At 72.1% G+C, this 26,417-nt stretch carries 22 protein-coding genes and 1 tRNA gene; 13 read left to right on the top strand and 10 right to left on the bottom strand.

Annotated features, from left to right (window positions below; all coding sequences use genetic code 11):
• The 6 genes from ACIRB1_RS19655 to ACIRB1_RS19680 all read left to right on the top strand — a co-directional run bounded on the left by ACIRB1_RS19655 (nt 1) and on the right by ACIRB1_RS19680 (nt 5,989).
• Nucleotides 1-1,110: an ABC transporter permease gene (locus tag ACIRB1_RS19655; protein WP_403466369.1), complete on the top strand. Its 1,110-nt coding sequence runs from the start codon at nt 1-3 to the stop codon at nt 1,108-1,110.
• On the top strand, nt 1,110-1,982 hold the full coding sequence (locus ACIRB1_RS19660; RefSeq protein WP_352180267.1) for an ABC transporter permease: 873 nt from the start codon (nt 1,110-1,112) through the stop codon (nt 1,980-1,982). The genes ACIRB1_RS19655 and ACIRB1_RS19660 overlap by 1 nt, the downstream gene beginning before the upstream one ends.
• Nucleotides 1,979-2,731, top strand: a complete 753-nt coding sequence (locus ACIRB1_RS19665; protein ID WP_403466370.1) for a nucleoside phosphorylase — start codon at nt 1,979-1,981, stop codon at nt 2,729-2,731. Before ACIRB1_RS19660 ends, ACIRB1_RS19665 begins: the two co-directional genes overlap by 4 nt.
• On the top strand, nt 2,728-4,023 hold the full coding sequence (locus ACIRB1_RS19670) for an amidohydrolase (RefSeq protein ID WP_352180265.1): 1,296 nt from the start codon (nt 2,728-2,730) through the stop codon (nt 4,021-4,023). Before ACIRB1_RS19665 ends, ACIRB1_RS19670 begins: the two co-directional genes overlap by 4 nt.
• Before the next feature lie 85 nt (nt 4,024-4,108).
• Nucleotides 4,109-4,780, top strand: a complete 672-nt coding sequence (locus tag ACIRB1_RS19675) for a FadR/GntR family transcriptional regulator (protein ID WP_352180264.1) — start codon at nt 4,109-4,111, stop codon at nt 4,778-4,780.
• A gap of 198 nt (nt 4,781-4,978) precedes the next feature.
• Nucleotides 4,979-5,989 carry a PAC2 family protein gene (locus ACIRB1_RS19680; RefSeq protein WP_352180263.1) on the top strand — a complete coding sequence of 337 codons (1,011 nt, stop codon included), beginning with the start codon at nt 4,979-4,981 and terminating at the stop codon, nt 5,987-5,989.
• Between the two features lie 95 nt (nt 5,990-6,084).
• Here ACIRB1_RS19680 and mshC read toward each other — a convergent pair whose 3' ends face one another.
• The 4 genes from mshC to ACIRB1_RS19700 form a co-directional block, all read right to left on the bottom strand.
• A complete protein-coding gene (mshC, locus tag ACIRB1_RS19685) occupies nt 6,085-7,314 on the bottom strand; it encodes a cysteine--1-D-myo-inosityl 2-amino-2-deoxy-alpha-D-glucopyranoside ligase (protein WP_352180262.1) in 1,230 nt (409 codons plus the stop codon).
• 94 nt (nt 7,315-7,408) lie between these two features.
• A complete protein-coding gene (locus tag ACIRB1_RS19690; RefSeq protein ID WP_403466371.1) occupies nt 7,409-8,227 on the bottom strand; it encodes an SCO1664 family protein in 819 nt (272 codons plus the stop codon).
• Entirely contained in the window at nt 8,191-8,781 is a 591-nt protein-coding gene (locus ACIRB1_RS19695) for a DUF3090 domain-containing protein (RefSeq protein ID WP_352180260.1), read from the bottom strand. The genes ACIRB1_RS19690 and ACIRB1_RS19695 overlap by 37 nt, the downstream gene beginning before the upstream one ends.
• A 75-nt stretch (nt 8,782-8,856) precedes the next feature.
• Nucleotides 8,857-9,543: a histidine phosphatase family protein gene (locus ACIRB1_RS19700; RefSeq protein WP_403466372.1), complete on the bottom strand. Its 687-nt coding sequence runs from the start codon at nt 9,541-9,543 to the stop codon at nt 8,857-8,859.
• A gap of 62 nt (nt 9,544-9,605) precedes the next feature.
• Between ACIRB1_RS19700 and corA the strand changes: the two genes are divergently transcribed.
• Entirely contained in the window at nt 9,606-10,604 is a 999-nt protein-coding gene (gene corA / locus ACIRB1_RS19705) for a magnesium/cobalt transporter CorA (RefSeq protein ID WP_403466373.1), read from the top strand.
• Between the two features lie 23 nt (nt 10,605-10,627).
• On the opposite strand, the gene ACIRB1_RS19710 is transcribed toward corA, so the two are convergent.
• A complete protein-coding gene (locus ACIRB1_RS19710; protein ID WP_403466374.1) occupies nt 10,628-11,416 on the bottom strand; it encodes a ferritin-like domain-containing protein in 789 nt (262 codons plus the stop codon).
• A 236-nt stretch (nt 11,417-11,652) separates the two neighbouring features.
• Nucleotides 11,653-12,708, bottom strand: a complete 1,056-nt coding sequence (locus ACIRB1_RS19715) for an LLM class F420-dependent oxidoreductase (RefSeq protein ID WP_403466375.1) — start codon at nt 12,706-12,708, stop codon at nt 11,653-11,655.
• A gap of 186 nt (nt 12,709-12,894) precedes the next feature.
• Here ACIRB1_RS19715 and ACIRB1_RS19720 point away from each other — a divergent pair, with 186 nt between their 5' ends.
• The gene (locus tag ACIRB1_RS19720; RefSeq protein ID WP_352180255.1) at nt 12,895-13,878 is read left to right on the top strand and encodes an aldo/keto reductase; all 984 of its coding nucleotides are present in this window, start codon (nt 12,895-12,897) and stop codon (nt 13,876-13,878) included.
• Nucleotides 13,875-16,226 (top strand): helix-hairpin-helix domain-containing protein, encoded by a 2,352-nt coding sequence (locus ACIRB1_RS19725; protein WP_403466376.1) that lies wholly within the window; start codon nt 13,875-13,877, stop codon nt 16,224-16,226. Before ACIRB1_RS19720 ends, ACIRB1_RS19725 begins: the two co-directional genes overlap by 4 nt.
• A 321-nt stretch (nt 16,227-16,547) precedes the next feature.
• On the opposite strand, the gene ACIRB1_RS19730 is transcribed toward ACIRB1_RS19725, so the two are convergent.
• Complete coding sequence (locus ACIRB1_RS19730; protein WP_352180253.1) at nt 16,548-17,273, bottom strand: hypothetical protein; 726 nt, start codon at nt 17,271-17,273, stop codon at nt 16,548-16,550.
• Nucleotides 17,274-17,320: 47 nt separating this feature from the next.
• Here ACIRB1_RS19730 and ACIRB1_RS19735 point away from each other — a divergent pair, with 47 nt between their 5' ends.
• Entirely contained in the window at nt 17,321-17,509 is a 189-nt protein-coding gene (locus ACIRB1_RS19735) for a DUF5703 family protein (protein ID WP_005485166.1), read from the top strand.
• Nucleotides 17,510-17,584: 75 nt separating this feature from the next.
• Here ACIRB1_RS19735 and ACIRB1_RS19740 read toward each other — a convergent pair whose 3' ends face one another.
• The 3 genes from ACIRB1_RS19740 to ACIRB1_RS19750 form a co-directional block, all read right to left on the bottom strand.
• Nucleotides 17,585-18,616: a chaplin gene (locus tag ACIRB1_RS19740; RefSeq protein WP_403466377.1), complete on the bottom strand. Its 1,032-nt coding sequence runs from the start codon at nt 18,614-18,616 to the stop codon at nt 17,585-17,587.
• A gap of 131 nt (nt 18,617-18,747) precedes the next feature.
• Nucleotides 18,748-18,981 carry a chaplin ChpH gene (gene chpH, locus ACIRB1_RS19745; protein ID WP_352180251.1) on the bottom strand — a complete coding sequence of 78 codons (234 nt, stop codon included), beginning with the start codon at nt 18,979-18,981 and terminating at the stop codon, nt 18,748-18,750.
• A gap of 223 nt (nt 18,982-19,204) precedes the next feature.
• Nucleotides 19,205-20,530, bottom strand: a complete 1,326-nt coding sequence (locus ACIRB1_RS19750) for a M20/M25/M40 family metallo-hydrolase (protein WP_403466378.1) — start codon at nt 20,528-20,530, stop codon at nt 19,205-19,207.
• A 208-nt stretch (nt 20,531-20,738) separates the two neighbouring features.
• On the opposite strand from ACIRB1_RS19750, the gene ACIRB1_RS19755 reads away from it, so the two are divergent.
• The 3 genes from ACIRB1_RS19755 to ACIRB1_RS19765 all read left to right on the top strand — a co-directional run bounded on the left by ACIRB1_RS19755 (nt 20,739) and on the right by ACIRB1_RS19765 (nt 26,390).
• A tRNA-Leu gene (locus ACIRB1_RS19755) sits at nt 20,739-20,823 on the top strand.
• Between the two features lie 279 nt (nt 20,824-21,102).
• Nucleotides 21,103-24,966 (top strand): Pls/PosA family non-ribosomal peptide synthetase, encoded by a 3,864-nt coding sequence (locus ACIRB1_RS19760; RefSeq protein ID WP_403466379.1) that lies wholly within the window; start codon nt 21,103-21,105, stop codon nt 24,964-24,966.
• An 80-nt stretch (nt 24,967-25,046) separates the two neighbouring features.
• Nucleotides 25,047-26,390: a M1 family metallopeptidase gene (locus ACIRB1_RS19765; RefSeq protein WP_403466380.1), complete on the top strand. Its 1,344-nt coding sequence runs from the start codon at nt 25,047-25,049 to the stop codon at nt 26,388-26,390.
• Nucleotides 26,391-26,417 lie beyond the last annotated feature (27 nt).

The raw sequence follows: 26,417 nt of genomic DNA on the forward strand, positions 1-26,417 counted from the left end.
ATGACACCCACTCAGATCCCGCGCACAGCAGGGGTGTTGCGCTCCCCCGTCACCTTCTCCGTGCTCGCGGGCCTGGTCATCGGCGCCCTGTTCCTGGTCGGCACCGGCGCGGACCCGTTCACGGCGTACGGCGCCGTCCTCACCGGCTCGCTCGGCGCGGACGGCATCGGCTCCACGCTGAGCACCGGCACCAGCGTGCTCGGCATGGCGCTCGCGCTGGCGATCCCGCTGCGCGCCGGGCTGATCAACCTCGGCGGCGACGGACAGCTGGTGCTGGGCGGCATCACGGCCGCCGTGACCGGCCTCTACTCGCCGCTGCCCGCACCGCTCACCGTCGCACTCGCGCTCATCGCGGGCATGGCGGCAGGCGCCGCCTACGCTGCCCTGGCCGCCCTGTGCGAGAACCGCCTCGGTGTCCCGCTGCTGGTCAGCAGCCTGCTGCTGAGCTACCCGGCGGTCTCGCTCGCCTCCTACCTGGCGCGCTACCCGCTGAAGGAGCCCGGCTCCAGCCTCCCCCAGACCCGGGCGATGCCGGACGGCGTGGCACTGCCCGCGTTCGGCGACTCGACGGTCACCATCGGGCTCGTCCTGGTCGCCCTCGCGGCAGCCGCCTACTGGTTCACCGACAGGCGCACGGCGTTCGGCTACGAGATCCGCATGACCGGTCTCAACTCCCGCTTCGCCGCCTACGCGGGCGTCGAACGCCGGGGCCTCACCCTCAAGTTGATGTCCGTCTCGGGCGCCCTGGCCGGACTCGTGGGCGCCATCGGGGTGTTGAGCTTCCCGTACCGCTTCGTGGACGGCTCGCTCACCGCACCGGGCTACACCTGGACGGGACTCACGGCCGCGCTGCTCGCCGCGGCGGCCCCGCTCGGCACGGTCGTCGCGTCCTTCTTCTTCGCCGTCCTCGCGGTCGGCGGCCTGGCGATGGAGCGCACGACCGAGGTGCCGCGCGAACTGACGCAGGTGCTCCAGGCCATCGTGATCGTGTTCCTCGCGGCCCGACTGCGCTTCCCCGGGCGGTGGTTCACGAGACGCACCCGCAAGGACCGGGACGACAGCGCTCAGGAATCCTCCCCGGGGACCGCTCAGCAGATCGGGGCCGTGTGATGTTCTTCGACTCCGATCTGCTGATGTCGGCGCTGCGCGCGCTGACCCCGATCCTGCTGGCCGCACTCGGCGGTGCCCTGTGCGAGCGGGCGGGGGTCTTCAACATCGGCCTCGAAGGCATGATGCTGATGGGCTGTTTCACGTCGGTGGCCACGAGCTGGTTCACGGGCAGTGCCTGGCTCGGTGTGCTCGCCGCCGCCCTCGCGGCAGCCGCGTACTCGCTGATCCTCGCCGTGGGTGCGGTGACCCTGCGCGGGGACGCGGTCGTGCTGGGAATCGCCATGAACCTCCTGGCGGTGGGGCTGACCAGTTTCCTGTTGCGTACGGTCTTCGGTGTGCAGGGCACCTTCGACGATCCGTCACTCGCCGGGCTGCCGTTGATCGGTGGCTTCACCCCGCTCGCCTATCTGGCGTTCGCCGCGGTCGCGGTGGCCGCGGTGCTGCTGTCCCGGCATGTGTGGGGGCTGCGGCTGCGCGGGGTCGGCGAGGCGCCGGACGCGGCGGCCACGCTCGGGGTGAACCCGGCGAAGTACAAGTACGCGGCCGTGCTCGTCTCCGGTGTCCTGTGCGGGCTCGCGGGGGCCCAACTCGCCCTCGGCAACGTCACGTTGTTCTCCGAGAACATGACGGCGGGCCGGGGCTGGATCGCGGTCGTGGCGGTGATGCTCGGCCGCGCGGCACCCGTCGGTGTGCTGCTCGCCGCGCTGCTCTTCGGTCTCGCCGAGGCCGCCGGCTTCCGCCTCCAGGGCGTCGGCCTGCCCCAACAGGCCACGGACGCCGCGCCGTACGTCGTGACCCTCGTCGCCCTCTTCCTCTCGACGGCCCGCCGCCGTCGCCGTATCGCCGACTCCCCCACCGGAGCTGTCACATGACGCAGGACCTGTTGCCCATCACCCGAATACCGCGCACGGGACTTCCCGCGCACGCGGTCGTCGTCGGCGACCCGGCGCGTTCCGCCGCCGTCGCCGCGCTGCTCGACGGTGCCGAGGAGGTGTCGTACCACCGCGAATACCGTGTGTTCAGCGGGAGTTGGAAGGGCCTGCCGGTCACCGTCGCCTCGCACGGGGTGGGCGGACCCGGCGCGATCCTGCTGTTCCAGGAGCTGGCGGACGCGGGCGTGCACACCTTCCTGCGCTTCGGCACGGCGGGCGCGATGAAGCCCGGCATCGGCGACGGCGACCTCGTCATCGCGGAGGCGGCCGTCCGCGACGACGGTGTCACCCAGCAGCTGCTGCCCCCGGAGTACCCGGCGGTCGCCGCCCCCGAGGCGGTCCTCGCCCTCCAGCGCGCGGCCCGCGCCGCCGACGCCCCGCACCACCGCGGCATCGTCTGGACCCGCGCGGCCTTCCAGCCCGGCCTCCTCCCCCTCTTCTCCTACGACGGCGCCGGGCTCGCGGCGATCGAGATGGAGCTCTCGGCGCTGCTGGTGACGGCCTCGCTGCGCGGGCTGGTCGCGGGCGGGGTGCTGGTCGTGGACGGCGCGAACGCCGACGAGCTCGTCGACGCGGAGGCCACCGGCGGCTACGACCCGCACCGGGACGTCGTCGCGGCGGGTGTCGAGCGGGGCGCGGTGGTGTCGCTGGAGGCGTTGCGGCTGCTGGCGGAGGAGTACCCGGCATGACCATCGACCTGTTGGTGCGCGGCGGGGACGTCCTGACCGTCGACGAGGCCGGAACGGTCGTACGGGACGGGGCGGTTGCCGTTCACGAGGGCGAGATCGTCGCCGTAGGACCGGCCGCGGAGCTGACCACTCGGTTCACGGCCGCGGAGTCCATCGACGCCGCGGGCTGTCTCGTCCTGCCGGGGCTGATCAACACGCACACGCATCTCGCGATGACGCTGCTGCGCGGTCGCGCCGACGACGTGACGCTCCAGGGCTTCCTGGAGAGGGTGTTGACGTGGGAGGCCGAGCTGCTGGGGCCGAAGAACGTGGCGGCGGCGGTGCGGCTCGCGGTCGCCGAGAGCGTACGGGCCGGGGTGACCTCGGCGCTCGACATGTACTGGTTCCACGAGGCGGCCGAGCAGGCGGCCCGCGAGGCGGGCTGGCGGCTGCACACGGGCCCCACCTTCATGGACGTGCCGAAGCCGCCGGACGGGATGCCGTACGAGCATCGACTGGACTGGGCGCGGAGGGACTTGGCGGCCCGGGGCGAGGCACACCACGGCACCCGCCCGGTCCTGTTCGCGCACTCGACCTACACCCTCGACCCCGGCCAGCTGGTCGAGATCGCCGCCCTGGCACGGGAGTTCGGGGCGCTGCTGCACATCCACGCGGCGGAGAACGCGACCGAGGTCGCCACCGTCGAGGTCAAGTACGGCAAGCGGCCCGTGGAGTTGCTCGACTCGCTGGGGCTGCTCGGTCCCGATCTGCTGCTCGCGCACGCCGTGGACCTGACCGGCCCGGAGATCGCGGCCCTGGCCCGCACCGGCACATCGGTCGCCCACTGCCCAGTGTCCAACCTGAAGTTGGGCTGCGGTATCGCGCCGGTGCCCCGGCTGCTCAGCGCGGGCGTCACCGTCGGACTCGGCACGGACGGCGCGGTCAGCTCCAACACCCTGGACGTGCTGGGCGCCGTACGACAGGCGGCCCTGGTGCACAAGGCGGGCGGCGACCCGACGGCCGTCGGTGCCGAACAGGCCGTACGGATGGCGACGATCGAGGGCGCGCGGGCGCTGGGGCTCGGGGAGCACCTGGGGTCCCTGGAGGCCGGCAAGCGGGCCGACCTGATCGTGCTGGACCTGGCGGCGCCGCATCTGCGCCCGCTGCACGACCCGTGGTCGACGCTCGCGTACGCCGCGCACTCGGCGGACGTACGGGACACCGTGGTGGACGGGCGGGTGCTCATGCGGAACCGGACACTCGCCACGCTGGACGAGGACGCGGCGCTCGCCGAGCTCGAAGCACTTGCCTGAGCTGTGCGTTTCCCTCCCGTTCAGCCCGCTGAACCCCCATAATGGGCCTGATACATCGGATGTCTGAAGAACAGGGAGGCCGGTCATGGCGGTCACCGACGAGGCGATCGAGAAGATCAAGGGAATGATCGTCTCCGGCGCGCTGCGGCCCGGGGACCGGCTGCCCAAGGAGAGCGAACTCGCCGCCGAACTGGGGCTGTCCCGCAACTCCCTGCGGGAGGCCGTGCGCGCCCTGTCGCTGATCCGCATCCTGGACGTGCGCCAGGGCGACGGGACCTACGTCACCAGCCTGGACCCCCAACTCCTGCTGGAGGCGCTGAGTTTCGTGGTGGACTTCCACCGCGACGACACCGTGCTGGAGTTCCTGGCCGTCCGGCGCATCCTGGAGCCGGCCGCCACGGCGATGGCGGCACTGCGCATCAGCGAGCAGCAACTGGCCGCGTTGAGCGCCCAGTTGGACGCGCTGGGCGGGGCGCCCTCGGTGGAGGAACTGGTCGCCTGCGACCTGGAGTTCCACCGGGGCATCGTGCGCAGTTCCGGCAACTCGGTGCTCTGCTCCCTGCTCGACGGGCTGTCCGGTCCCACCACGCGGGCCCGGATCTGGCGCGGGCTGACGCAGGAGGACGCGGTGAGCCGGACGCTGCACGAGCACCGGGCGATCCTCGGCGCGCTGCGCGACCGGGACGCGGAGGCCGCGCGGTCGTGGGCGACGGTGCACATCGCGAGTGTGGAGCAGTGGCTGCGTTCGAGCCTGTGATCGAGTGGGGCGCTCCGTCGATCCATCGGAGGAGTGACCGGCCGGCACGGGGCCGCACAGGATGGCGATCTTGTGTGTTCGAGCCGCTCGGACGGGGCAGGCATGGGTTCACTCCCCCGTGCAAGGGGGCTGCGGGCGCCCCCGTCGGACGCCGTAAGGTTGGGGCGTACGCGAGGACGGATCGGAAGGAGGCGCTGGGTGATCGAGCTGGAGGGGGTTCCCGAGCTGATCGACCCAGTGATGGTGGCCGCGTTCGAGGGCTGGAACGACGCCGGCGACGCCGCCTCCACCGCGGTCGCGCATCTGGACAAGGAGTGGAAGGGCGAGGTCTTCGCGGCGCTGGACGCCGAGGACTACTACGACTTCCAGGTCAACCGGCCCACGGTGTGGATGGACGCCGGAGTGCGAAAGATCACATGGCCGACGACGCGCCTCTCGGTGGTCCGGGTCGGCGGCGAGAAGCCGCGTGACCTCGTGCTCGTCCGGGGTATCGAGCCGTCCATGCGCTGGCGCTCGTTCTGCAACGAACTGCTCGGCTTCGCCCACGAGTTGGGCGTCGAGCTGGTGGTGATCCTGGGCGCGCTGCTCGGTGACACCCCGCACACCCGTCCCGTGCCGATCAGCGGGACCACGTCGGACTCGGACCTGGCGCAGCGGATGGACCTGGAGGAGACGAAGTACGAGGGTCCCACCGGGATCGTCGGCATCCTCCAGGAGGCGTGCACGCACGCGGGCGTACCGGCCGTGTCGCTGTGGGCGGCGGTGCCGCACTACGTGTCGCAGCCGCCCAACCCGAAGGCGACCCTGGCGCTGCTCAACCGCCTGGAGGACCTGATCGACGTGCGCATCCCGCTGGGCGAGCTGCCCGAGGACGCGCGCGCCTGGCAGGTCGGCGTGGACCAGCTGGCCGCCGAGGACAGCGAGGTCGCCGAGTACGTGCAGACGCTGGAGGAGGCCCGCGACACCGCGGAGCTGCCGGAGGCGTCGGGCGAGGCGATCGCGCGTGAGTTCGAGCGCTATCTGCGCAGACGCGACGGCGGCGGCCCGCAGCCCGGGGGCCATGCCACGGCGGACGGCAGCGACAGCGCGTCGTATCTCCGGGACAACCCGGGCGGCGGTCGGACGAAGCCGCAGCGGCCGGCGAAGCCCGACCCGGAACCGGAGACCGACGCGGACGGCCCGGACGACGCGGACTCCTCCGAGGAGTGAGTCCTTCCGCCAGATGAGTCCGTCCGCCGACAGGACATGAGACAGGGGCGGTTCCTCCCGGGTGGGAGGAACCGCCCCTGTGCTGTGAGCCGTTGCTACAGGGCCACACCCAACAGGGCGTCCACGGCACGGGAGACGACGCCGGGGGCGCCCTCGTCGCTGCCGCCCCGGTCCCGCTGGAAAGCCGCCCAGCGGTCGACCGCGGCGAGCGCGGCCGGGGCGTCCAGGTCGTTCGCGAGAGCTTCGCGCATCTCCTCGACGACCGTCAGCGCGGAGGGGCCGTCGGGCCGGGAGACGGCGGCACGCCAGCGCCCGAGCCGGGCGACCGCGTCCTCCAGGACCCCATCCGTCCACTCCCAGTCGGAGCGGTAGTGGTGGGCGTGCAGCGCGAGCCGTATGGCGGCCGGGTCGATGCCCTCGCGGCGCAGCGCGGAGACGAAGACGAGGTTGCCCCGGGACTTCGACATCTTCTCGCCGTGGAGACCGACCATGCCGGCGTGGACGTAGGCCTTGGCCATGGGGAACTCGCCGGTCAGCACCTGGGCGTGCGAGGCGCCCATCTCGTGGTGCGGGAAGGCGAGGTCGGAGCCGCCGCCCTGGACGTCGAAGCCCATGCCGAGGTGGTCGAGGGCGATCGCGACGCACTCGATGTGCCAGCCGGGCCGTCCCTGCCCGAGCGTGCCGCCGTCCCAGCTCGGCTCGCCCTCGCGGGCGGCCATCCAGAGCATCGGGTCGAGCGGGTTCTTCTTGCCCGGGCGGTCCGGGTCGCCGCCGCGCTCGGCGGAGAGCAGGCGCATCGCTGCCGCGTCGAGGCGGGAGACCTTGCCGAAGTTCGGGTCGGACTCGACGGAGAAGTAGATGTCGCCGTCGAGTTCGTAGGCGGCACCGGCGTCCCGCAGGCGCTCGACGAGCGGCACGATGCCCGGTATCGCCTCGACCGCGCCGATGTAGTGCTTCGGGGGCAGCATCCGCAGGGCGGTCATGTCCTCGCGGAAGAGCGCCGTCTCCTGCTCGGCGAGGGCCACCCAGTCGACGCCGTCGCGCACGGCGCGCTCCAGGAGCGGGTCGTCGACGTCGGTCACGTTCTGGACGTAGTGCACCTGCCGCTTGGTGTCGAGCCACACGCGCTGCACGAGGTCGAACGCGTTGTAGGTCGCCGCGTGTCCCATGTGGGTGGCGTCGTACGGCGTGATGCCGCAGACGTAGATACGGGCGACGGGACCGGTGTCCGGGGTGACCGGACCCCCGGTCGCGGTGTCGTGGATCCGGAGGTCGCGGCCCTTGCCGGGCAGGGCGGGGACCTCAGAAGCGGGCCAGGCATACATGTCATGAGCGTAACCGGACGGATGATCCGTTTACGAACCGGACCAGGCCGTATGGCCGGTAGGGCGCTCTTGCGCGCCCCCGCCCCGTGTGCAATCACACGGGCGGCCACGGAATGGCGGGCCACTCCCCACTCGGCTCGGGATGCTTCCCGTCCGCGAACAGCGCCTCGACCCGCGCGCGCGTGGCATCGAGTTCGGCCGCGGTGATCAGCTCGGCGAGCTTCCCGGCGAGACCGCCGCCGTCGCCCAGCGCCTCCCTGAGCCCCTGGAGGACGTCGACCGCCTCCGGGGTGAGGGGGTCGCCCGCCCAGCCCCACAGGAGGGTGCGCAGCTTGTTCTCGGCGTTGAAGGTGACCCCGTGGTCGATGCCGTAGAGGCGGCCCTCGTCGGCGGGCAGCAGATGGCCGCCCTTGCGGTCCGCGTTGTTGATGACCGCGTCGAGGACGGCGAGCCTCCGCAGCCGCTCGTCGTCGGCGTGCACCAGGAGGGCCGTCTTCCCCTCGCCGACCTCGGCGAAGGCGATGGCCTTCCAGCCCTCGCCGGGCTCCTCGGCGTCGACCAGGGCGAGCAGTTCGGACCCGGGCGCGGCCTCGATCCACAGCTGGCACATGCCCTCGCCGTGCGGCCCGTCGCGCAGCACGGTGGTGGGCACGAGGCCCCAGCCGGTCGCCTCGGAGACCTCGTAGGCGGCGACCTCGCGCTGGGCGAGGGTGCCGTCCGGGAAGTCCCACAGGGGGCGCTCCCCGGCGACGGGCTTGTACACGCAGGACGCCTCGCGGCCCTCGTACGTCACGGAGCAGAACAGCACCGCGTTCGAGGCCTCGCGGATGCGTCCGCGCACTGTCAGCTCACCCTTGGCGAGCAGCTCGGCCGTGGTCACGCTCCGCGGCGGTATCCGTTCTGGCGCGGACATACGTGTCCTTCCGGGTCGAGCGGGAGGCTGCACAGCGGGCAGGGCGGACGGCCGGCGTTGACGACGTCCAGGGCCCGCTTGGCGAAGGCGCGGGCCTGAGCTCCGGTGAGGCGGACCCGCAGCATCGGTGGGCCGTTCTCCTCGTCCTGGAGGAGGCGCTCCTCGGCCTCGGCGAGGTCCTCGTCGGTGTCGGCGTCGAGTTCGACGAGGGCCTGCGCCTCGACGATCATGCGCTGCTCCTCACCGTCCCAGGCGAGCGCCATGGTGCCGACGCGGAACTCCTCCTCGACGGGGGTCTCCAGCGGGCGGGTGTCGGAGATCTCGGTGGGGGTGACGGCCGGGACGGCCGCGCTGCCGCCACTGCGCCGTACGACCTCGTCCAGAAGCTCTTCCATGCGCTCGGCGAGCGCGGCGACCTGCGTCTTCTCCAGGGCCACGCTGGTCACCCGAGGACCGGAGGCGGCCTGGAGGAAGAACGTACGGCGCCCGGGCAGTCCGACCGTGCCGGCTACGAAGCGGTCCGGCGGATCGTAGAGGAACACCTGACGGGACACGTCCTGTCTCCATTGGAATCGACTGCTGACAAGTGGGGCGCTACTGCGACCGCTTCACCCTACTGCGGCCGACGATCACGGTGCGCCCGCGCCGCCCCCGACCGGGGCGTCGTCGCCCGGCGGCACCTCGCGCGGCGCCAGGGACGCGAGATCACCCGTGTCCCCGAGCCGGACGAGAAAAGGCCTGAGACGGGTGTAACGGATCGCTGTGATGGAACACGGTTCTACGGAGATCCGCTGGAAGAGGTCGAGATGAAGTCCGAGTGCGTCCGCGACGAGGGACTTGATGATGTCGCCGTGCGAACACATGAGATAGACGGCGTCGGAGCCGTGATCGCGCTCCACGCGCGCGTTCCACTCGCGTACGGCCTCGGCCGCGCGGGTCTGCATCGAGCGCATCGACTCGCCGCCGGGGAACGCCGCCGACGAGGGGTGCGACTGGACGACCTCCATCAGGGGCTCGTCCTTGAGTTCGGCGAGCTTGCGGCCGGACCAGTCGCCGTAATGGCACTCCCCGATCCGCTCCTCGGTGTGCAGCCGCAGGTCGGGGCGGGCGTCCAGGAGGGGCTTGAGCGTCTCCTGGCAGCGTTGCAGCGGGCTGGTGACGACCTCGGCGATCGGCAGCTCGGCGAGCCGCCCGGGGAGCGCGGCGGCCTGGGCGTTGCCGCGCTCGTCGAGGGCGACACCGGGCGTCCAGCCGGCGAGCACTCCCCCGGTGTTGGCGGTCGAACGTCCGTGCCGGACAAGGATCAACGTGGGCATGTGGCCAAGGGTAGGCGTACGCGCGGGTGCGCCTTCGGCCGGACGGCAGGAGAATACGCACCGTGATCGTCGACTACGCCATCTACCGTGACGGACGCCGGACGGAGGGCCCCGGCGACTTCTCCGACGGCCTCGACCACTGCCGCCGGGAGCGCGACGCCTTCGTGTGGGTCGGCCTCTACGAGCCCACGGAGAAGGAGTTCGACAAGGTCACCGAGGAGTTCGGGCTGCACCCGCTGGCCGTCGAGGACGCCCTGACCGCCCATCAGCGGCCCAAGATGGAGGTCTACGACGACTCGCTCTTCGTGGTCCTCAAGCCGGTCGGCTACGAGGCGGACAGCGACGTGGTCACCTCCGGCGAGGTCATGGTCTTCGTCGGCGACTCCTTCGTGGTCACCGTCCGGCACGGCGAGGAGGCGCCCCTGGCGGCCGTACGGCACCGCCTGGAGGAGGAGCCGGAGATGCTGCGGCACGGGCCGACGGCGGTGCTGTACTCGATCGCGGACGCGGTGGTCGACCACTACGTGGACGTGGCGGGCGAGTTGCAGACCGACCTGGAGGAGCTGGAGGCGGCGGTGTTCTCGCCGACCGGCGGCGGCTCGCGGACGACGGCTTCGCGGATCTACGCCTTCAAGCGGCAGATCCTGGAGTTCCGCCGGGCCACGGGACCGCTGGCGCAGCCGCTGACCCGGCTCGCGGGTGTCGGGCTCGCCGCGGACCGGGTGCCCTTCGTGAACGACAAGTCGCGGCCGTTCTTCCGTGACGTCAACGACCACCTGACGAAGGTCAACGAGTCCGTGGAGGGCCTGGACCGGCTGGTCTCGGACGTCCTGTCGGCCCACCTCGCGCAGACCAGCGTGCGGCAGAACGACGACATGCGGAAGATCTCCGGCTGGGCCGCCATGGCCGCGGTCCCCACGATGATCGCGGGGATCTACGGCATGAACTTCGACCACATGCCGGAGCTGCACTGGCTGTGGGGGTACCCGGCGGTGATCCTGCTGATGGCCGCCCTGGAGGTGCTGCTGTACCGGACGTTCAAGCGGCGCGGCTGGCTGTAGGGCGCTCGGGCCCAATCCCGGGGTCAGGCGAACTCAGGGGCCGCGGCGGCCGGTCCGCCGAGGGCGTCGCGGTGTTCCGGCATCCTCAGGGACACCATCCGCCGCCAGCCGCCGAGCCGTTCATACGCGTACACCGCGTGGATGCCGGCGGCGAGCGCGGCCGACTTGGCGCGGGACCAGCCGAGGACGCGTCCCATGTGGGCCATCACCGCGAGGCTGACGTCCCGGTAGATCCGGATCTCGGCCAACGCGCACTGCCGGAGCGCGCGTTGGATGGCACGGCCGTGTCCCGCGGCGGCGAAGCGCAGCAACTCCTCGTGGCAGTAGGCGAGATGGTTGTCCTCGTCGTTCGAGATCATCCGTACCGCGCGGCCCAGGTCGGGGTGGTCGGCGAAGTGCCTGCGCAGGAGGTCCATCTGCTCGGAGGCGCGCTGTTCGGTGACCCGGCTGTGCGCGAGGTAGGTGACGACGTCCTGGACGGTCAGGGCCGCCTCGCCCTTGAGCTTCTCGTGCGCGAGACCGATGCCGTGCCGCTCCAGGAGCATCGTGTAGTCGGTGTCGGCGGGCACCCGGACCGGTTCGAGGCCGCGCTTCCTGAGAAGGGCGCCGAAGATGCGCCCGTGCTTGTCCTCGTCGGCGCCGTGCCGGCTGATCTTGGGGGCGAGGTGACGTTCGCTCGGCGGGACGAGGACGGCGATGCGCCCGTTCTCCCAGCCGCCCTGGGACTCGCCGCTGGCCGCGATGGAACAGAACAGCCGGAACGACTCGTCGTTGTCGAGGATCTCCTGGAACAGACTCTTGGCCGAAAGCATCTGAAGGCACCTCCATGCAGGATTCCGCCGCATACCGCAAAGAACGAGTCAAATGCGGCATCAGAGGTGCTGCAACAGCAGTGTCGGACAACTCCGCCAAAAGAGGGACTACGGATGTGCCGTCGAGGGCGTAACCGCGCGGGCCGCCGCGCGTTGTTCCCCGTGACGGCCGTGGCGGGGAAGACCCCCCGAGCCCCCACCACGGCCGTAGAAAACTTCCGTGCCGCGAAGGCGCGTCACGCGAGACCGGCGCGCTCCAGTGCTTCGGTTCCGGCGCGCAGGGCGGCGAGGCGCTCGTCCAGGGTCCAGCCGGCCGGGGCGAGCGTCAGGGTGGTGACACCGGCCGCCGCGTACTCCTTCATCCGGTCCGCGATGCGGTCCACGGAACCCAGCAGCGTCGTCTTGTCGATCAGGTCGTGCGGGATCGCCGCCGCGGCGCCTTCCTTGTCGCCGGACAGGTACTTGTCCTGGATCTCGGCGGCGGCAGCCTCGAAGCCCATGCGCCGGGCCTGCTTGTTGTAGAAGTTCTGCTGCCGGCTGCCCATGCCGCCGACGTAGAGCGCGGTGTACGGGCGGAAGGTGTCGGCGAGCTTCTCGACGTCCTTGTCCTCGCCGAGGGCGAGCGGGAGCGTCGGGACGATGTCGAAGCCCTCCAGGGTCTTCCCCGCCTTCTCGCGCCCGGCCCGCAGATGCCGTACGGCGGTGTCCTCCAGGTGCTCGGCCGAGGGGAAGATCAGCAGCGCGCCGTCGGCGATCTCACCGGTCTGCTCCAGGTTCTTCGGGCCGATCGCCGCGATGTAGAGCGGGATGTGCTCGCGCTCCGGGTGCACGGTCAGCTTGAGGGGCTTGCCCGGGCCGCCGGGCAGCGGCAGCGTCCAGTGCTCGCCGTCGTAGGACAGGCGCTCGCGGGTCATCGCCTTGCGGACGATCTCGACGTACTCACGCGTGCGTGCCAGCGGCTTGTCGAACTTGACGCCGTACCAGCCCTCGGAGACCTGCGGGCCGGAGACACCGAGGCCCAGGCGGAAACGGCCGCCGGAGAGGGAGTCGAGGGTCGCGGCGGTCATCGCCGTCATAGCGGGCTGGCGGGCCGGGATCTGGAAGATGGCCGAGCCGACGTCGATGCGCTCGGTCTGCGCGGCGACCCAGGTGAGCACCGTGGCCGCGTCGGAGCCATAGGCCTCGGCGGCCCAGCACACCGCGTAGCCGAGGCGGTCGGCCTCCCGCGCCACGGCGAGGTTGTCGCCGTCCATTCCGGCACCCCAGTAGCCGAGGTTGATCCCGAGCTGCATGGCAGACCCCTTACCGATCAGTAACGTCGCTGTTGTGCCGACCCTAGCGCGCGGGGGTGCGGGCGGACAGGACGGGTGGCGGTGAGCGATCACGGAGCGTGCCGCGGGAGGGACTGTGGATCATCGTGGAAATCGGTTATCCACAGGCCACCACACCGCAGGTTCAGGCCAGTAATCTCGGCGTTCATGGAGCAGAGGCATCTCGGCCGTACCGGCCTTCGTGTGTCCCGGATCGGACTCGGCACCCTCACGTGGGGGCGCGACACCGACGAGCATGACGCCGCGGACCTCTTGAAGGCGTTCTGGGAGGCCGGCGGCACCCTCGTCGACACGGCGGACGTGTACGGCGACGGGGAGGCCGAGTACCTGCTCGGACAGCTCATAGAAGGGCTCGTGCCGCGCCGGGACCTGGTCATCTCGACGAAGGCGGGGAGCGTACCCGACCCCGACCGCCGCTTCGACGGCTCGCGCGGCCATCTCCTCGCCGCGCTGGACGCCTCGCTGGCCCGCCTCGGCACGGACTACGTCGACGTGTGGCACATCCACGCCTACGACCCGTTCACGCCGCTGGAGGAGACCCTCCAGGCCCTCGACCTGGCGGTCAGCAGCGGGCGTGCGCGGTACGCGGGCGTGTCGAACTACTGCGGCTGGCAGCTCGCCAAGGCGGCGACCTGGCAGCTGGCGGCGCCGGGCACGCGGACGCGGCTGGCGAGCACGCAGCTGGAGTACTCACTGCTCCAGCGGGGCGTGGAGCGCGAGGTGCTGCCGGCCGCGCTCGACCTGGGCATCGGCCTGCTGCCCTCCTCGCCGCTCGGGCGCGGAGTCCTCACCGGCAAGTACCGGCACGCGACGCCTGCCGACTCCCGGGGCGCCTCGGAGCACATGGCGCCCTTCGTCGCGCCGTACCTCGACGACACGGCGACCCGCATCGTGGACGCGGTGACGACGGCCGCGGACGGGCTCGCGGTGACGCCCCTCCAGGTCGCCCTCGCCTGGGTCCGCGACCGGCCCGGGGTGGCCGCCCCGATCGTCGGCGCGCGCAACGCGCAGCAGCTCACGGCCGCATTGTCAGTGGAGGCCCTTAGTCTTCCTGACGAGATCTGCCGAGCGCTCGACGATGTGTCGGCGCCTCTGCACCGCTATCCCGATCACGACTGGAGCACGCTGTGAGCACGGATCCGGAGACCACGGAGACCTCGCCGTCCGAGGACACGGGCACGGATGCCGCGGGGGGCGCCGAGGGAGCGGGGGCGGACGTGACCTCGGACGCCGGGGAAGGCGCCGAGGGCACAGGTGAGGAGACGGCCGCGGAAGGCGCCGAGGGCACGGCGGCCGAGGACGCCGACGGCACCACTGACGCCAAGGCCGAAGCCGCGCCCGAACTGTCCGAGGCCGCAGCCGAGTTGCTGGCACAGCGGCTGGAGCGGGAGCGGATCGAGCGGCGGAAGGCGGAGAAGGCCGGGCCCATCGCGGCCGGGACCAAGCTCAGCGGGACGGCCGCCGACCTGCTCGCGGCGGTGCGGGCCGTGGAGAGCGGCGAGAAGCCCGTGACCACCCCCTTCGCCAAGCCGGACCCCGCCCCGCGCCGGTCGGCCGCCCCCGAGGCGGTCCGCCGCCCGCAGCCCGTCGCGGCCGACCCCGGCACCCCCGCGACCGAGACCGTCGAGTCCGTACGCCGGGTGCTGGCCGAGGGCGGCGCCCCCGAGACGCTCGCGGCGCAGGTCGCGGCGGCGCTCGGCGAAGGCGCCGACCACCAACTCCGCGAGGACCCTTGGCAGTTGCTCCGCGTCCCCGGTGTACGGCCTGAGCAGGCCGACGGGTTCGCGCGGGCGCTGCTCGGCGCCGAGTGCGCGCCGGACGACGAGCGGCGGGGCCGTGCGGTCACCGGCTGGCTGCTGGAGCAGGCGGCCCTGGCCGGTCATACGGCCCTGGAGGCCTCGGCGTTGACGGCCGCGCTGGCCAAGCAGGGCGTGCCCGACCCGGACGCGGCGACCCAGAACGCCATCGCGGAGGGTGAAGTGCTCGTCTTCCAGGACGCGTTGGACGAGCCTCCGGTCCCGGTGCAGCGCACGGACGAGGAGGACGAAGAGGTCCAGGAACGTCCGGTCCGGGTGCTGATCGGCCTGGAGCGGTACACGCTCGCCGAGGAGAGCCTCGCCGACGGGCTCGCCAAGCTGATCAACTCGGTGCCGAAGGAGGACGGTTCGGCGGCGGACTGGGAGCAGGCGGGTGCCGCCAAGGGCTCCACCGGCGAGCTGATCCGCGCGGTCGCGGGCCACGGCCTGGTCCTGCACACCGGCGGGGAGGCGTCCCTGGAGGAGCCGGCGGCACTGCTCCGCGCGGCGGCGGGTTTCGGGCTGCGCGTCTGGGCCGCCGCCCACAGCCCGGTCGGCCGGGACCGGTTCGCCGCGCTGCTCGCCGGGTCCGGCGCGGCTGCGGGGAGCGCGTCCGGGGGTTCGGGAGATCCCGGGTCCACCGCACCCGGTGGTCCCGCGTCCGACGCGCCGCGGGACCCGGCGACGGACGGCCCCGCGCCGGACAGCCCCGAGTCGGGCGACGGCCCCCGCGCCACCACCCTCGCCGGGCTCCTGTCCGGCGCCGAGGGCCCCGGGCGGGACGCGGACGGTGCCCTGGACCTGGATCTGCTGGTCGTGCTCGACGCGCCTCAACTGGACGTGGAGACGGCGGCGCTGCTCAGCGAGTCGCTGCCGGACGGCGCCCGGCTGGTGCTGGCCGGGGACCCGGCGGTGCTGTGGTCGGCGGGGCCCGGCCGGGTCTTCGCGGATCTGCTCGCGTCGAAGGCCTGCCCCCAGGTCGTCTCGCGGCGCCCGGATCTCGGCCCCGTGGGCGAGCTGGTCTCGGGCATCGGCATCGGTGAGCTGAACCAGGTGGAGGCCCCCGGCAAGGAGGTCGTGATCGTGCCGGTGCGGGACGCCGGTGAGGCCGTGCACCGGACCGTGCAACTCGTCGCCGACTCGGTGCCGCGCGTGATCGGCGTCCCGGCCGAGCAGACGGTGGTGATCACACCGGGCCACGGCGGCGCGGCGGGCACCCGCGCGCTGAACGTGGCGCTGAAGGAGCGGCTCAACCCCGGCCCCGGCCGCTTCGGCGGCTTCGACCCCGGCGACCGGATCGCGTACTCCCCCGCCCCGGGCCGTACGATCCCGGGCCGCGTGGTGAACGCCGACGCCGAGGGCCTGCACCTGGCGTGCGCCGGGGGACCCGTCGTCGTACCGAAGGAGCGGGTCGAGCAGTCCGTACGGCACGGGTGGGCGCTGACCGCACACCAGGCGGTGGGGACGCGGTGGCCCGCGGTGGTCGTGGTGCTACCGGGGGACGCGGCGCAGGCGCTCAGCCGGCCCTGGGTGTACACGGCGTTCAGCCGGGCCGACCGGCATCTGTCCGTCGTGCACGGCGTGGACCAGGCACTGCCCCGGGCCGTCGCCGAGGTCCCGGCCAAGCCGCGGACGACCCGGCTGCCGGTGCTGCTGCGACCGCAGGTGCCGGCGGAGGTCTGAGGGGCAGGGCAGGCGGCGGAGGTCTGAGCGACACGGCAGGTAGCGGGGGTCTGAGCGGCAGCGCAGGCAGCGGTGGCCACGTCACGGCGGTCCGAGCGGACAGCCGACCCTGAAGCCGACGCCGACGCCGACAGCCATGCTCGCACCCGCCGGGGTCCGAACGGACGACTGTCCCCCGCCGCCAGGTCACCGAGGTCCGGGCCGACAGCCGACAGCCACGGTCACCTCGCGGAGATCCTGGGCGGACAACCGACGGCGGCGGCCGTGGAGGGGTTGCCTCCACGGCCGCCGCCGTCGTCGTATCAGCTGGGCGCGTGCGGATCAGCGGTCCGCTTCCAGCGCCTCCAGGTCCTCGTCCTCGTCGAGATCGGCGTCCAGGTCGGGATCGAGTTCGTCCTCGATCTCGTCCTCCACCTCGTCGATGTCGTCGATCTCGTCGTTGATCTCGTCGTCGAAGACCGCGCTGACGTCGAAGCGGCAGACCACCCGCTGCGGATCGACCTGCTCGAAGGGGGCCTCCAGCCAGGCGCCGGGCTCGGCCGTCTCGTCGGCGGCGGTCACCCAGAGCGTGGAGTCGCCCTCCTCCAGGCCGAACTCCTTGGGGCGGGAGGCGATCTCGTCCGCCTCGAACTCGTCGAAGAGGATGCCGAGCGCGCCGTGGATCGTGGCGGAGGCCTCCGTGCCCGTGCCGTCGCCGACCGCGGCCTCGACCCGCTGCGCCTGGGCCAGCAGCCGCTGCGGCTCCGCCACGGCGTAGTCCCGGCGGATCAGCACGCTCACCGCGTTCGGCTCCTCGGGGCCGGTGTACGGCGGCAGGGAGTCGTCGGAACCGGGGATCTCGAAAGGCGTGACCTCGTCGTAACGGTCGTAGAGCAGCTCGTCGTAGACCTCGGCGGCGGCGGCGAGCTGGTTGAACGCCTCGTAGACGGCCGGGTCGTCCTCCCCCGACCGGGCTTCGACCGCGGCCAGGTGGCGGTCGAGCGCGGTCTTGACCGCCTCGGCGGCGGCGCGTACCTCGGCAGCGGTGGGCTGCGCAGCATCAGACATAGTGCAGACGCTATCCGTACCGGGGCTCTGCCCGCACAATAGATGCGATGCCGGAATACGAATTTGTCGACGTGTACGTACCGCGCGGGGTCTCCCGCAAGGACGCCACGCGTCTGCTGACGGACCATGCCGAGTACGGACACTGGGAATTGGACCGACTGAGCCTGCTGCGCGACGGGAGTCGCAGGGTGCGGCTGCGCCGGCGGATCATCCGCCAGGTGCGCGCCACGTGGTGAGCTGAGCCGGGCGAAACGGAGCGGGCCCCGACAGTGCGGGGCCCCTCCGTTGCGCAGATCACATCTCTCCGGGAGCTACATCGAGGCTCGCGCCTTGCGGTACAGCACCGCACCCGCGAGCAGCGCGCCCGCGCCGACCGGCAGGGCGAGGCCCAGCGGCAGTTCGCTGCCGGTGTGCGCGAGCTGGGCGCCGCCCTGGGACTGGACGCCGGACTGCGCACCGGGCCGGTTCACGTGCACGGAACCGATCGGCGTCTGACCGCCCTTGACCGGCGAGGTGCCCGGTGTGGTGGGGTGCGTGGGCGTGCCCGGGTGGCTCGGCGTCCCAGGGTGACCCGGCGTTCCGGGGTGGCCCGGCGTCCCCGGAGGGGTCGTGCCGTGGCCGCCGCCCGGAGGCGTGCCGGGGTGGTGGCCGCCGCCCGGGTGGTGACCGCCTCCGGGGTGATGCCCGCCCCCGCCCGGAGGGGTCCCGTGATGGCCACCCCCGTGGTGACCGCCTCCGTGGTGACCGCCACCGTGGTGACCGCCACCGTGGTGACCGCCACCGTGGTGACCGCCTCCGCCCGGAGGGGTCCCGTGGTCGCCGCCGCCCGGACTGCTCCCGTTCGCACAGTCGTTGCCGGTGGCCGCGTTGCCGATGCCGATGACGTCGACGCTGTTGCCGCAGACGTTAACCGGGACGTCGATCGGTACCTGGATGTGGTTGCCGGAGCCGACGCCGGGCGAGTTCGAGGCGTGTCCGCCGGCGTGCGAGCCCCCTGTGCCGCCGTGCGCGCCGTGTCCGCCCGAGCCCCCGTGGCTCCCGTGGCCACCGGAGCCGCCGTAGCCACCACCGCCGCCACTGCTCCCGCTCCCGCTGCCCCCGCCCTGGTTGGCGCACTTGTTGCCGACCGCCGGGTTGAGGAGTCCGACCACGTTCACGGTGTTGCCGCAGACGTTGACCGGCACATGCACCGGTGCCTGCACGGTGTTGCCGGAGAGCACGCCGGGCGAGTCCGCGCTGGAGCCGACAGCGCCCGAGTCGGCGTGGGCGACGCCGCCCGCGGCCGCGATCACCCCGGTCGCCGCCGCCACCGTCATCAAGCTTTTTCGAGTGACCTGTCGCATTGCTGTATTCCCCCCTGCCTTCATTCCTGACTGAATTCTTCGCGCGATTTCCCGCACAAAGGCCGTCGGCCCCGGAGCGCATGGCGCGCGCTCCGGGGCCGAGGACATGGTCACCCCTCAGAGGGACGACGTCACTTGTTGACGCAGACGTTGCCGAAGGCGGGGTTCAGCAGACCGATCACCGAGATCGTGTTGCCGCACACGTTCACCGGGACGTGCACGGGAACCTGGATGACGTTGCCGGAAACGACACCCGGGGAGTGCACGGCGGCACCCTGAGCGCCCGAGTCGGCGACGGCCAGACCCGCACCCGCGAGAACCAGGCCACCGGTGGCAGCCGCAGCGGCGACGACCTTCTTGATCATTATTCCTCCTTGTTGGCAAAAGCGATCTCGTGTTGCCGATCGCATCACCTGTAACGAGGAGGGAGTAATGGAGCTACGAGCTTATGAGCACATTCACTCGTCCCGGTGGATTCCGTACGCGCGGTCGAATTCCGGCGTCAACCGACGTCGACCGGTGTTGTGGCCAGGGTTTCGGGCCACGGTTTCGGGACGCGGCTACGGGATGCGGCCTTGGGACGCGGCTTCAGGACGCGTCGATGAACCGGTCCAGCACCCGCACCCCGAACTTCAGCCCGTCCACCGGCACCCGCTCGTCGACGCCGTGGAACATCCCCGCGAAGTCCAGCTCCGGCGGCAGCTTGAGCGGCGCGAAGCCGAAGCCCCGGATGCCCAGGTCGTCGAAGGACTTGGCGTCCGTACCGCCGGAGAGCATGTACGGGACGGCCTTCGCGGTCGGGTCCTCGGCGAGCAGCGAGGACTGCATGGCCTCGACGAGCGCGCCGTCGAAGGAGGTCTCCAGCGCCTTGTCCGAGTGCACGTCCTCCCGCTTGACCTTCGGGCCGAGGATGCGGTCGAGGTCGGCGAGGAACTCCTCCTCGTGGCCGGGCAGGAAGCGCCCGTCGACGTGGGCGGTGGCCTCGCCGGGGATGACGTTGACCTTGTAGCCGGCGTTCAGCTGCGTCGGGTTGGCGGTGTTGCTGAGGGTCGCGCCGATCAGCTTGGCGATGCCGCCGAGCCGGGCCAGCGTGGCCTCCATGTCCTCGGGGTCGAGGGGGGTGCCGAGCGCGTCGCCGAGTTCGTCGAGGAAGGCCCGGGTCGTCTTGGTGACCCGCACCGGGAACTTGTGCCGGCCGACGCGGGCGACGGCCTCGGACAGCTCGGTGATCGCGTTGTCCCGGTGGATCATCGAGCCGTGCCCGGCGGTGCCGGCCACGGTCAGCTTCATCCAGTGCATGCCCTTCTCGGCCGTCTGGATCAGATAGAGCCGCCGCTCCTCGCTCACCGTGAACGAGAACCCGCCGACCTCGCTGATGCCCTCGGTGACGCCGTCGAACAGTTCGCGGTGGTTGTCGACGAGGTGCCGCGCCCCGTACGTACCGCCCGCCTCCTCGTCCGCGAGGAAGGCGACCACGATGTCGCGCGGGGGCCTGCGCCCGCTGCGCAGCCGGTCGCGGACGACCGCCAGGGTCATCGCGTCCATGTCCTTCATGTCGACCGCGCCGCGCCCCCACACGCACCCGTCGGCGACCTCGCCGGAGAAGGGGTGGTGGGTCCAGTCCGCCGCGTTCGCCGGTACGACGTCCAGGTGGCCGTGGATGAGGAGGGCGGGCCGGGACGGGTCCGTGCCCTCGATCCTGGCCACCGTGGACGCGCGTCCGGGGTGCGACTCGAAGATCTTCGGTTCGAGGCCCACCTCGGCGAGCTGCTCGGCGACGTACTCGGCCGCCTTGCGCTCACCCGGGCCCGAGTGGTCGCCGTAGTTGCTGGTGTCGATCCGGATCAGCTCGCGGCAGAGGTCCACGACCTCGTCCTCACCGGTGACGCCCTTGGCCGTGCCCGTGTCGCTCACGCTGCTTCCTCCCACTGTCACTGCTGGTGGTCCTCCCTCATCCTCCCTCTCCCACGCCCCGCACCCCAAGGGCGGTCCCGGCCCGTCACACGCCGTTCACGCGGGACGGGGCCGGGCGGGGCGGCGACGGGGGGTGATCGGCCACCCCTGGAAGCCTGGTAATGTTTCCTTCGTCGCCGCGGGGGAAACCACGCGCGACAGACACCTTGTCCGGGTGGCGGAATGGCAGACGCGCTAGCTTGAGGTGCTAGTGCCCTTTATCGGGCGTGGGGGTTCAAGTCCCCCCTCGGACACACTCGACGGCGAGGGCCGCGACCAGCACTGGTCGCGGCCCTCGCCGCTTTTGTGGGGGATGTCTCCTTCGGCCTGAAGATCACCAGGTCAGAGCGTTGTCGCGCGCTCACGGAGCGCCCCCGTTCGGCCGCCCCGAGTGGCCGTCGGCAGGCCCGGAGCCTAGCGTCGTACTAAAATTTCCGGCTTGTTACGGAACGGAGCTGGAGCTGGACAACCCCAGGCATACCTGCGGGCCCGCCAGCACCCCGGAGATGTCCGGGTTCGAGACGCGAGGACCGATGGCAGCCATACACGAGAGCAGCGCTCTCGGGCTTGACGATGAGATCCGCACACAGTTCGGCGATACGGCACGCTTCTCCGCGGCGCCCGCCGCTTCGCCCCGCACTCTTGTCGACATTCTCGACGCGTCGGTGCGCTCGTATCCCGACGAACTCGCTCTGGACGACGGCACCGTCCGCCTGACCTACCGTGCGCTGGCCGCCGAGGTGGAGACCTTGCGCCGCGCCCTGGCCGCGGCCGGTGTCGGCCTCGGCGACCGGGTCGGCGTGCGTGTCCCCTCCGGGACCAACGATCTGTACGTCGCCATCCTCGCCGTGCTGGCCGCCGGTGCCGCCTATGTGCCCGTGGACGCCGAGGACCCGGACGAGCGGGCCGAGCTGGTGTTCGGCGAGGCCGACGTGCGGGCCGTCATCGGCGCCGGGCACGCGCTGACCGTGCTCGGACACAGCGAGGCCCCGGCCGCCCGGCCCGGTGTCGAGCAGGACGCGTGGATCATCTTCACCTCCGGCTCCACCGGCAAGCCCAAGGGCGTCGCCGTCACCCACCGCAGCGCGGCGGCCTTCGTGGACGCCGAGGCGGCCCTGTTCCTCACCGAGGACCCCATCGGTCCGGGTGACAGGGTCATGGCGGGGCTGTCCGTCGCGTTCGACGCGTCCTGCGAGGAGATGTGGCTGGCCTGGCGCTACGGCGCCTGTCTGGTGCCGGTGCCGCGCTCGCAGGTGCGCAGCGGCGCCGACCTCGGCCCGTGGCTGGTCGACCAGGACATCAGCGTCGTCTCGACCGTGCCGACGCTGGCCTCCCTGTGGGAGCCGGAGGCGCTGAACGACGTACGCCTGCTGATCTTCGGCGGTGAGGCCTGCCCGCCCGAGCTGGTGCAGCGGCTCGTCACCGAGGGGCGTGAGGTCTGGAACACCTACGGGCCGACCGAGGCGACCGTCGTGGCCTGTGCGTCCCTGATGACCGGCGACGAGCCGATCCGTATCGGACTGCCCCTGAACGGCTGGGAGTTGGCCGTCGTCGACGAGGCCGGGGTGCCCGTACCGATGGGCGGCAGTGGGCAGTTGGTGATCGGCGGGGTCGGTCTCGCCCGCTATCTGGACCCCGAGAAGGACGCGGAGAAGTACGCGCCCCTCGAATCGCTCGGCTGGGAACGGGCGTACCGCAGCGGCGACTTGGTCAAGGCGGAGCCCGAGGGGCTGGTCTTCCTTGGCCGGGCCGACGAGCAGATCAAGCTCGGCGGACGCCGGATCGAACTCGGCGAGGTGGACGCGGCGCTCCAGGCGCTGCCCGGTGTCGCCGGAGCGGCCGCCGCCGTGCGCACCGCGCGCAGCGGCAACCAGCTCCTCGTCGGCTATGTCGTCACCCAGGAGGGCTGGGACCAGGCCACCGCCGTCGAGAAGCTGCGGGCCGAACTCCCCGCCGCCCTCGTGCCGTTGATCGCGCCGGTCGAGGACCTCCCGACCCGCACGTCCGGCAAGGTCGACCGCAACGCGCTGCCCTGGCCGCTCGAGGGCCTGGAGACCGGCGGCGCCAAGGAGCAGCTCTACGGCACGGAGGCCTGGCTCGCGGAGCAGTGGGCCGAGGTGCTCGGCATCCCCGTGAGCAGCGCGGCCGACGACTTCTTCGCGATCGGCGGAAGCAGCCTGGCCGCCGCGCAGTTGACCACGCGGCTGCGCACCCGGTACCCGAGCGCGGCCGTCCTCGACATCTACCAGCAGCCGACGCTGCGCAAGTTGGCCCGGCACCTGGAGGACTCGGCGCAGGGCGACGGCACCGCGCGGCTGATCGCCCCGGTGCCGACCCGCGCCAAGGTGGTCCAACTCCTGGCGCTGATCCCCCTGTTCACGCTGGTCGGGCTGCGCTGGACGGTGGCGCTGGCCGCCCTCGGCAACGTACTGGGCGGCTACGCCTGGCTGCCGACCGCCTCCTGGTGGCTGGTCGCCACGGGCGCGCTGCTCTTCTTCAGCCCGCCCGGCCGGCTCGCGATCGCCGCCGGCGGCGCGCGCCTGCTGCTGCGCGGTGTGAAGCCGGGACGCTACGACCGCGGTGGCAGCGTCCATCTGCGGCTGTGGGCGGCGGAGCGGCTGGCCGAGTTCAGCGGGGCGACGTCCCTGACGGGCTCGTGGCTGGAGCGGTACGCGCGTGCCCTCGGCGCCAAGGTCGGCCAGGACGTCGATCTGCACTCCCTCCCGCCGGTCACCGGCATGCTCAAGCTGGGCCGCGGTGCCGCGGTCGAGTCCGAGGTGGACCTGTCCGGCTACTGGCTGGACGGCGACCGTCTGGAGATCGGCCCGGTCAAGGTCGGCGCGCACGCCGTCGTCGGCACGCGCAGCATGCTGTTCCCCGGCGCCCGGGTGGGCAAGCGGGCCGAGGTGGCGCCGGGTTCGGCCGTCACCGGCACGGTCCCGACCGGCCAGCGCTGGGCGGGCGCGCCCGCGGTCAAGCTCGGCAAGGCCAAGCACAACTGGCCCAAGCAGCGCCCGCAGCGGGGCACGTACTGGCGCGTGATGTACGGCGTGACGGGCTTCGCGCTGACCATGCTCCCCGTGGTCTCCGTCGCCGTATCGCTGCTGGTGGCGAGCGCGTTCATCGCGCCCGGTGACGGACTCGGCGGGGCCCTGCGGGGTGCGGCGGTCGCGCTGGTGCCCGCGACGCTGTCCTTCGGGCTGACGTACGCGCTGCTGATCCTGGTCGGGGTACGGCTGCTCAGCCTGGGGCTGCGTGAGGGTACGCACCCGACGCACAGCCGGATCGGCTGGCAGGCGTGGACCGTGACGCAGCTGATGGACCTGTCCCGCGAGACCCTGTTCCCGCTGTACGCCGGGCTCGCCACGCCGGTGTGGCTGCGCATGCTCGGCATGCGGATCGGGCGCGGTGCCGAGGTGTCGACCGTGCTCGCGCTGCCGAGCCTGACCACGGTCGGCGAGGGCGCGTTCCTGGCCGACGACACGCTGACCGCGCCGTACGAGCTCGGTGGCGGCTGGATGCGGATCGGGCGCGCCGAGATCGGGCGGCGGGCGTTCCTCGGGAACTCCGGGATGACCGCGCCCGGGCGGAGCGTGCCGGACGGCGGGCTCGTCGGGGTGCTGTCGGCGACGCCGAAGAAGGCGAAGAAGGGCACGTCGTACCTGGGGCTGCCGCCGGTGAAGCTGCCGCGCAGCACGAGCGGCGGCGACCAGAGCCGGACGTACGATCCGCCGGCCAAGCTGCTGTGGGCGCGCGGGCTGGTGGAGCTGTGCCGGATCGTGCCGGTGTTCTGCTCGGCGGGGCTTGCCGTGCTGACGGTGGCCGCGCTGTGCGCGCTGGGGGTGTGGGCGCCGCTGCTGTCGGGGCTCGTGCTGCTGGCGGTGGGCGCGCTGGCCGGGCTGGTCTCGATCGTGGCGAAGTGGCTGCTCGTGGGCCGGCACCGCGGTGACGAGCACCCGCTGTGGAGCGGTTACGTGTGGCGCAACGAGCTGGCCGACACCTTCGTCGAGGTGGTGGCGGTGCCGTGGCTGGCCGGTTCGGTGCCGGGCACTCCGCTGCTGACGGCCTGGCTGCGCGGGCTCGGGGCGCACATCGGCAGGGGCGTGTGGGTGGAGAGCTACTGGCTGCCCGAGACCGACCTGGTGACCCTGGAGGACGCCGCCACGGTGAACCGCGGCTGTGTGCTCCAGACCCACCTCTTCCACGACCGGATCTTGCGGACGGATACTGTGGTCCTCCGTGAGGGCGCGACGCTGGGTCCTGGCGGAATCGTCCTGCCCGGCAGCGAGGTGGGGGCCCGTACCACTCTGGGGCCCGCGTCGCTGGTGATGGCGGGGGAGTCCGTCCCGGACGACACCCGCTGGCTGGGCAATCCGATCGAGTCATGGCGATCCTGAACACAGGTCACGCGGCGTCGGCTTCGGAGGGCGGTGCACGGGTACGGGATACGAGCACAGCGCAGGGAGCAGACGCAGCAGTGACCGTTCAGCAGGCGGCGGGTCCGGACCCGTATTTCCCGGCAAACGGCGATGCCCGCTACCGGGTGCACCGCTATGAGCTCGCGCTGGACTACCGCCCCGGCCCCAACCGTCTCTCCGGCACGGCGCGCATCAACGCCATAGCGGGCCGTGCGCCGCTGCCCGAATTCCAGCTGAACCTGGGCGACTTCAAGATCGGCCGGATCCGGGTGGACGGCCGCCAGCCGCACTACACACACCGCGGCGGACGGCTCCGGGTGCGTCCGGCGAAGCCGCTGCGGGCCGGTGCCGCGTTCACCGTGGAGATCCACTGGTCGGGCAACCCCAAGCCGGTCGCCAGTCCCTGGGGCGGCCTCGGCTGGGAGGAGTTGACCGACGGGGCGCTGGTGGCGAGCCAGCCGATCGGGGCGCCGTCCTGGTACCCGTGCAACGACCGGCCCGCGGACAAGGCGTCGTACCAGATCTCGATCACGACGCCGTCGGCGTACGCGGTGGTGGCGGGCGGGCGGCTCCTCACCCGGACCACCAAGGCCTCCACGACCACGTGGGTGTACGAACAGTCCGCGCCGACGTCGAGTTATCTCGTCGGCCTGTCGATCGGCAAGTACCAGACGGTGCTGCTGGGCGACCCGGGTCTTGGCGGGGTCCCGCAGCACGGGCACATCCCGTCGGACCTGCTCCCCGAGTTCTCCAGGGACTTCGCGCGGCAGCCCGCGATGATGGAGCTGTTCCAGGACATCTTCGGGCCGTATCCGTTCGACGAGTACGCGGTCGTGGTGACGGAGGAGGAGCTCGATGTCCCCGTCGAGGCACAGGGGTTGTCGCTGTTCGGCGCCAACCACGTGGACGGGGCCCGGGGTTCGGAACGGCTCGTCGCGCACGAGCTGGCCCACCAGTGGTTCGGCAACAGCGTCTCCATCGCCGACTGGCGCCACATCTGGCTGAACGAGGGCTTCGCGAAGTACGCGGAGTGGCTGTGGTCCGAGCGCTCCGGTGGCCGCACGGCCCACCAACACGCCGCAGCCGCCCACCGGTTGCTCGCCACCCTCCCCCAGGACCTGCGGCTCGCCGACCCCGGCCGCAAGTCCATGTTCGACGACCGCCTCTACGAACGCGGCGGCGTCGCCGTCCACGCGGTGCGCTGCGCGCTCGGCGACATCGCGTTCTTCCGCATGCTGCGAGGGTGGACGACCCAGCACCGCAACGGCACGGTGACCACCGCGACGTTCACCTCTCACGCGTCCCGGTTCACCTCAGAGCCGTTGGACCAGCTCTTCGACGCGTGGGTGTACCGGGGGGCGTTGCCGCCGATGCCCTCGGCGGAGACGGGCATCGCGGTGTGAGCGGTGCGCCCCGTTGCCAACGGATGC

This window comes from Streptomyces sp. NPDC096013 (assembly GCF_044763565.1).
Classification (GTDB): domain Bacteria; phylum Actinomycetota; class Actinomycetes; order Streptomycetales; family Streptomycetaceae; genus Streptomyces.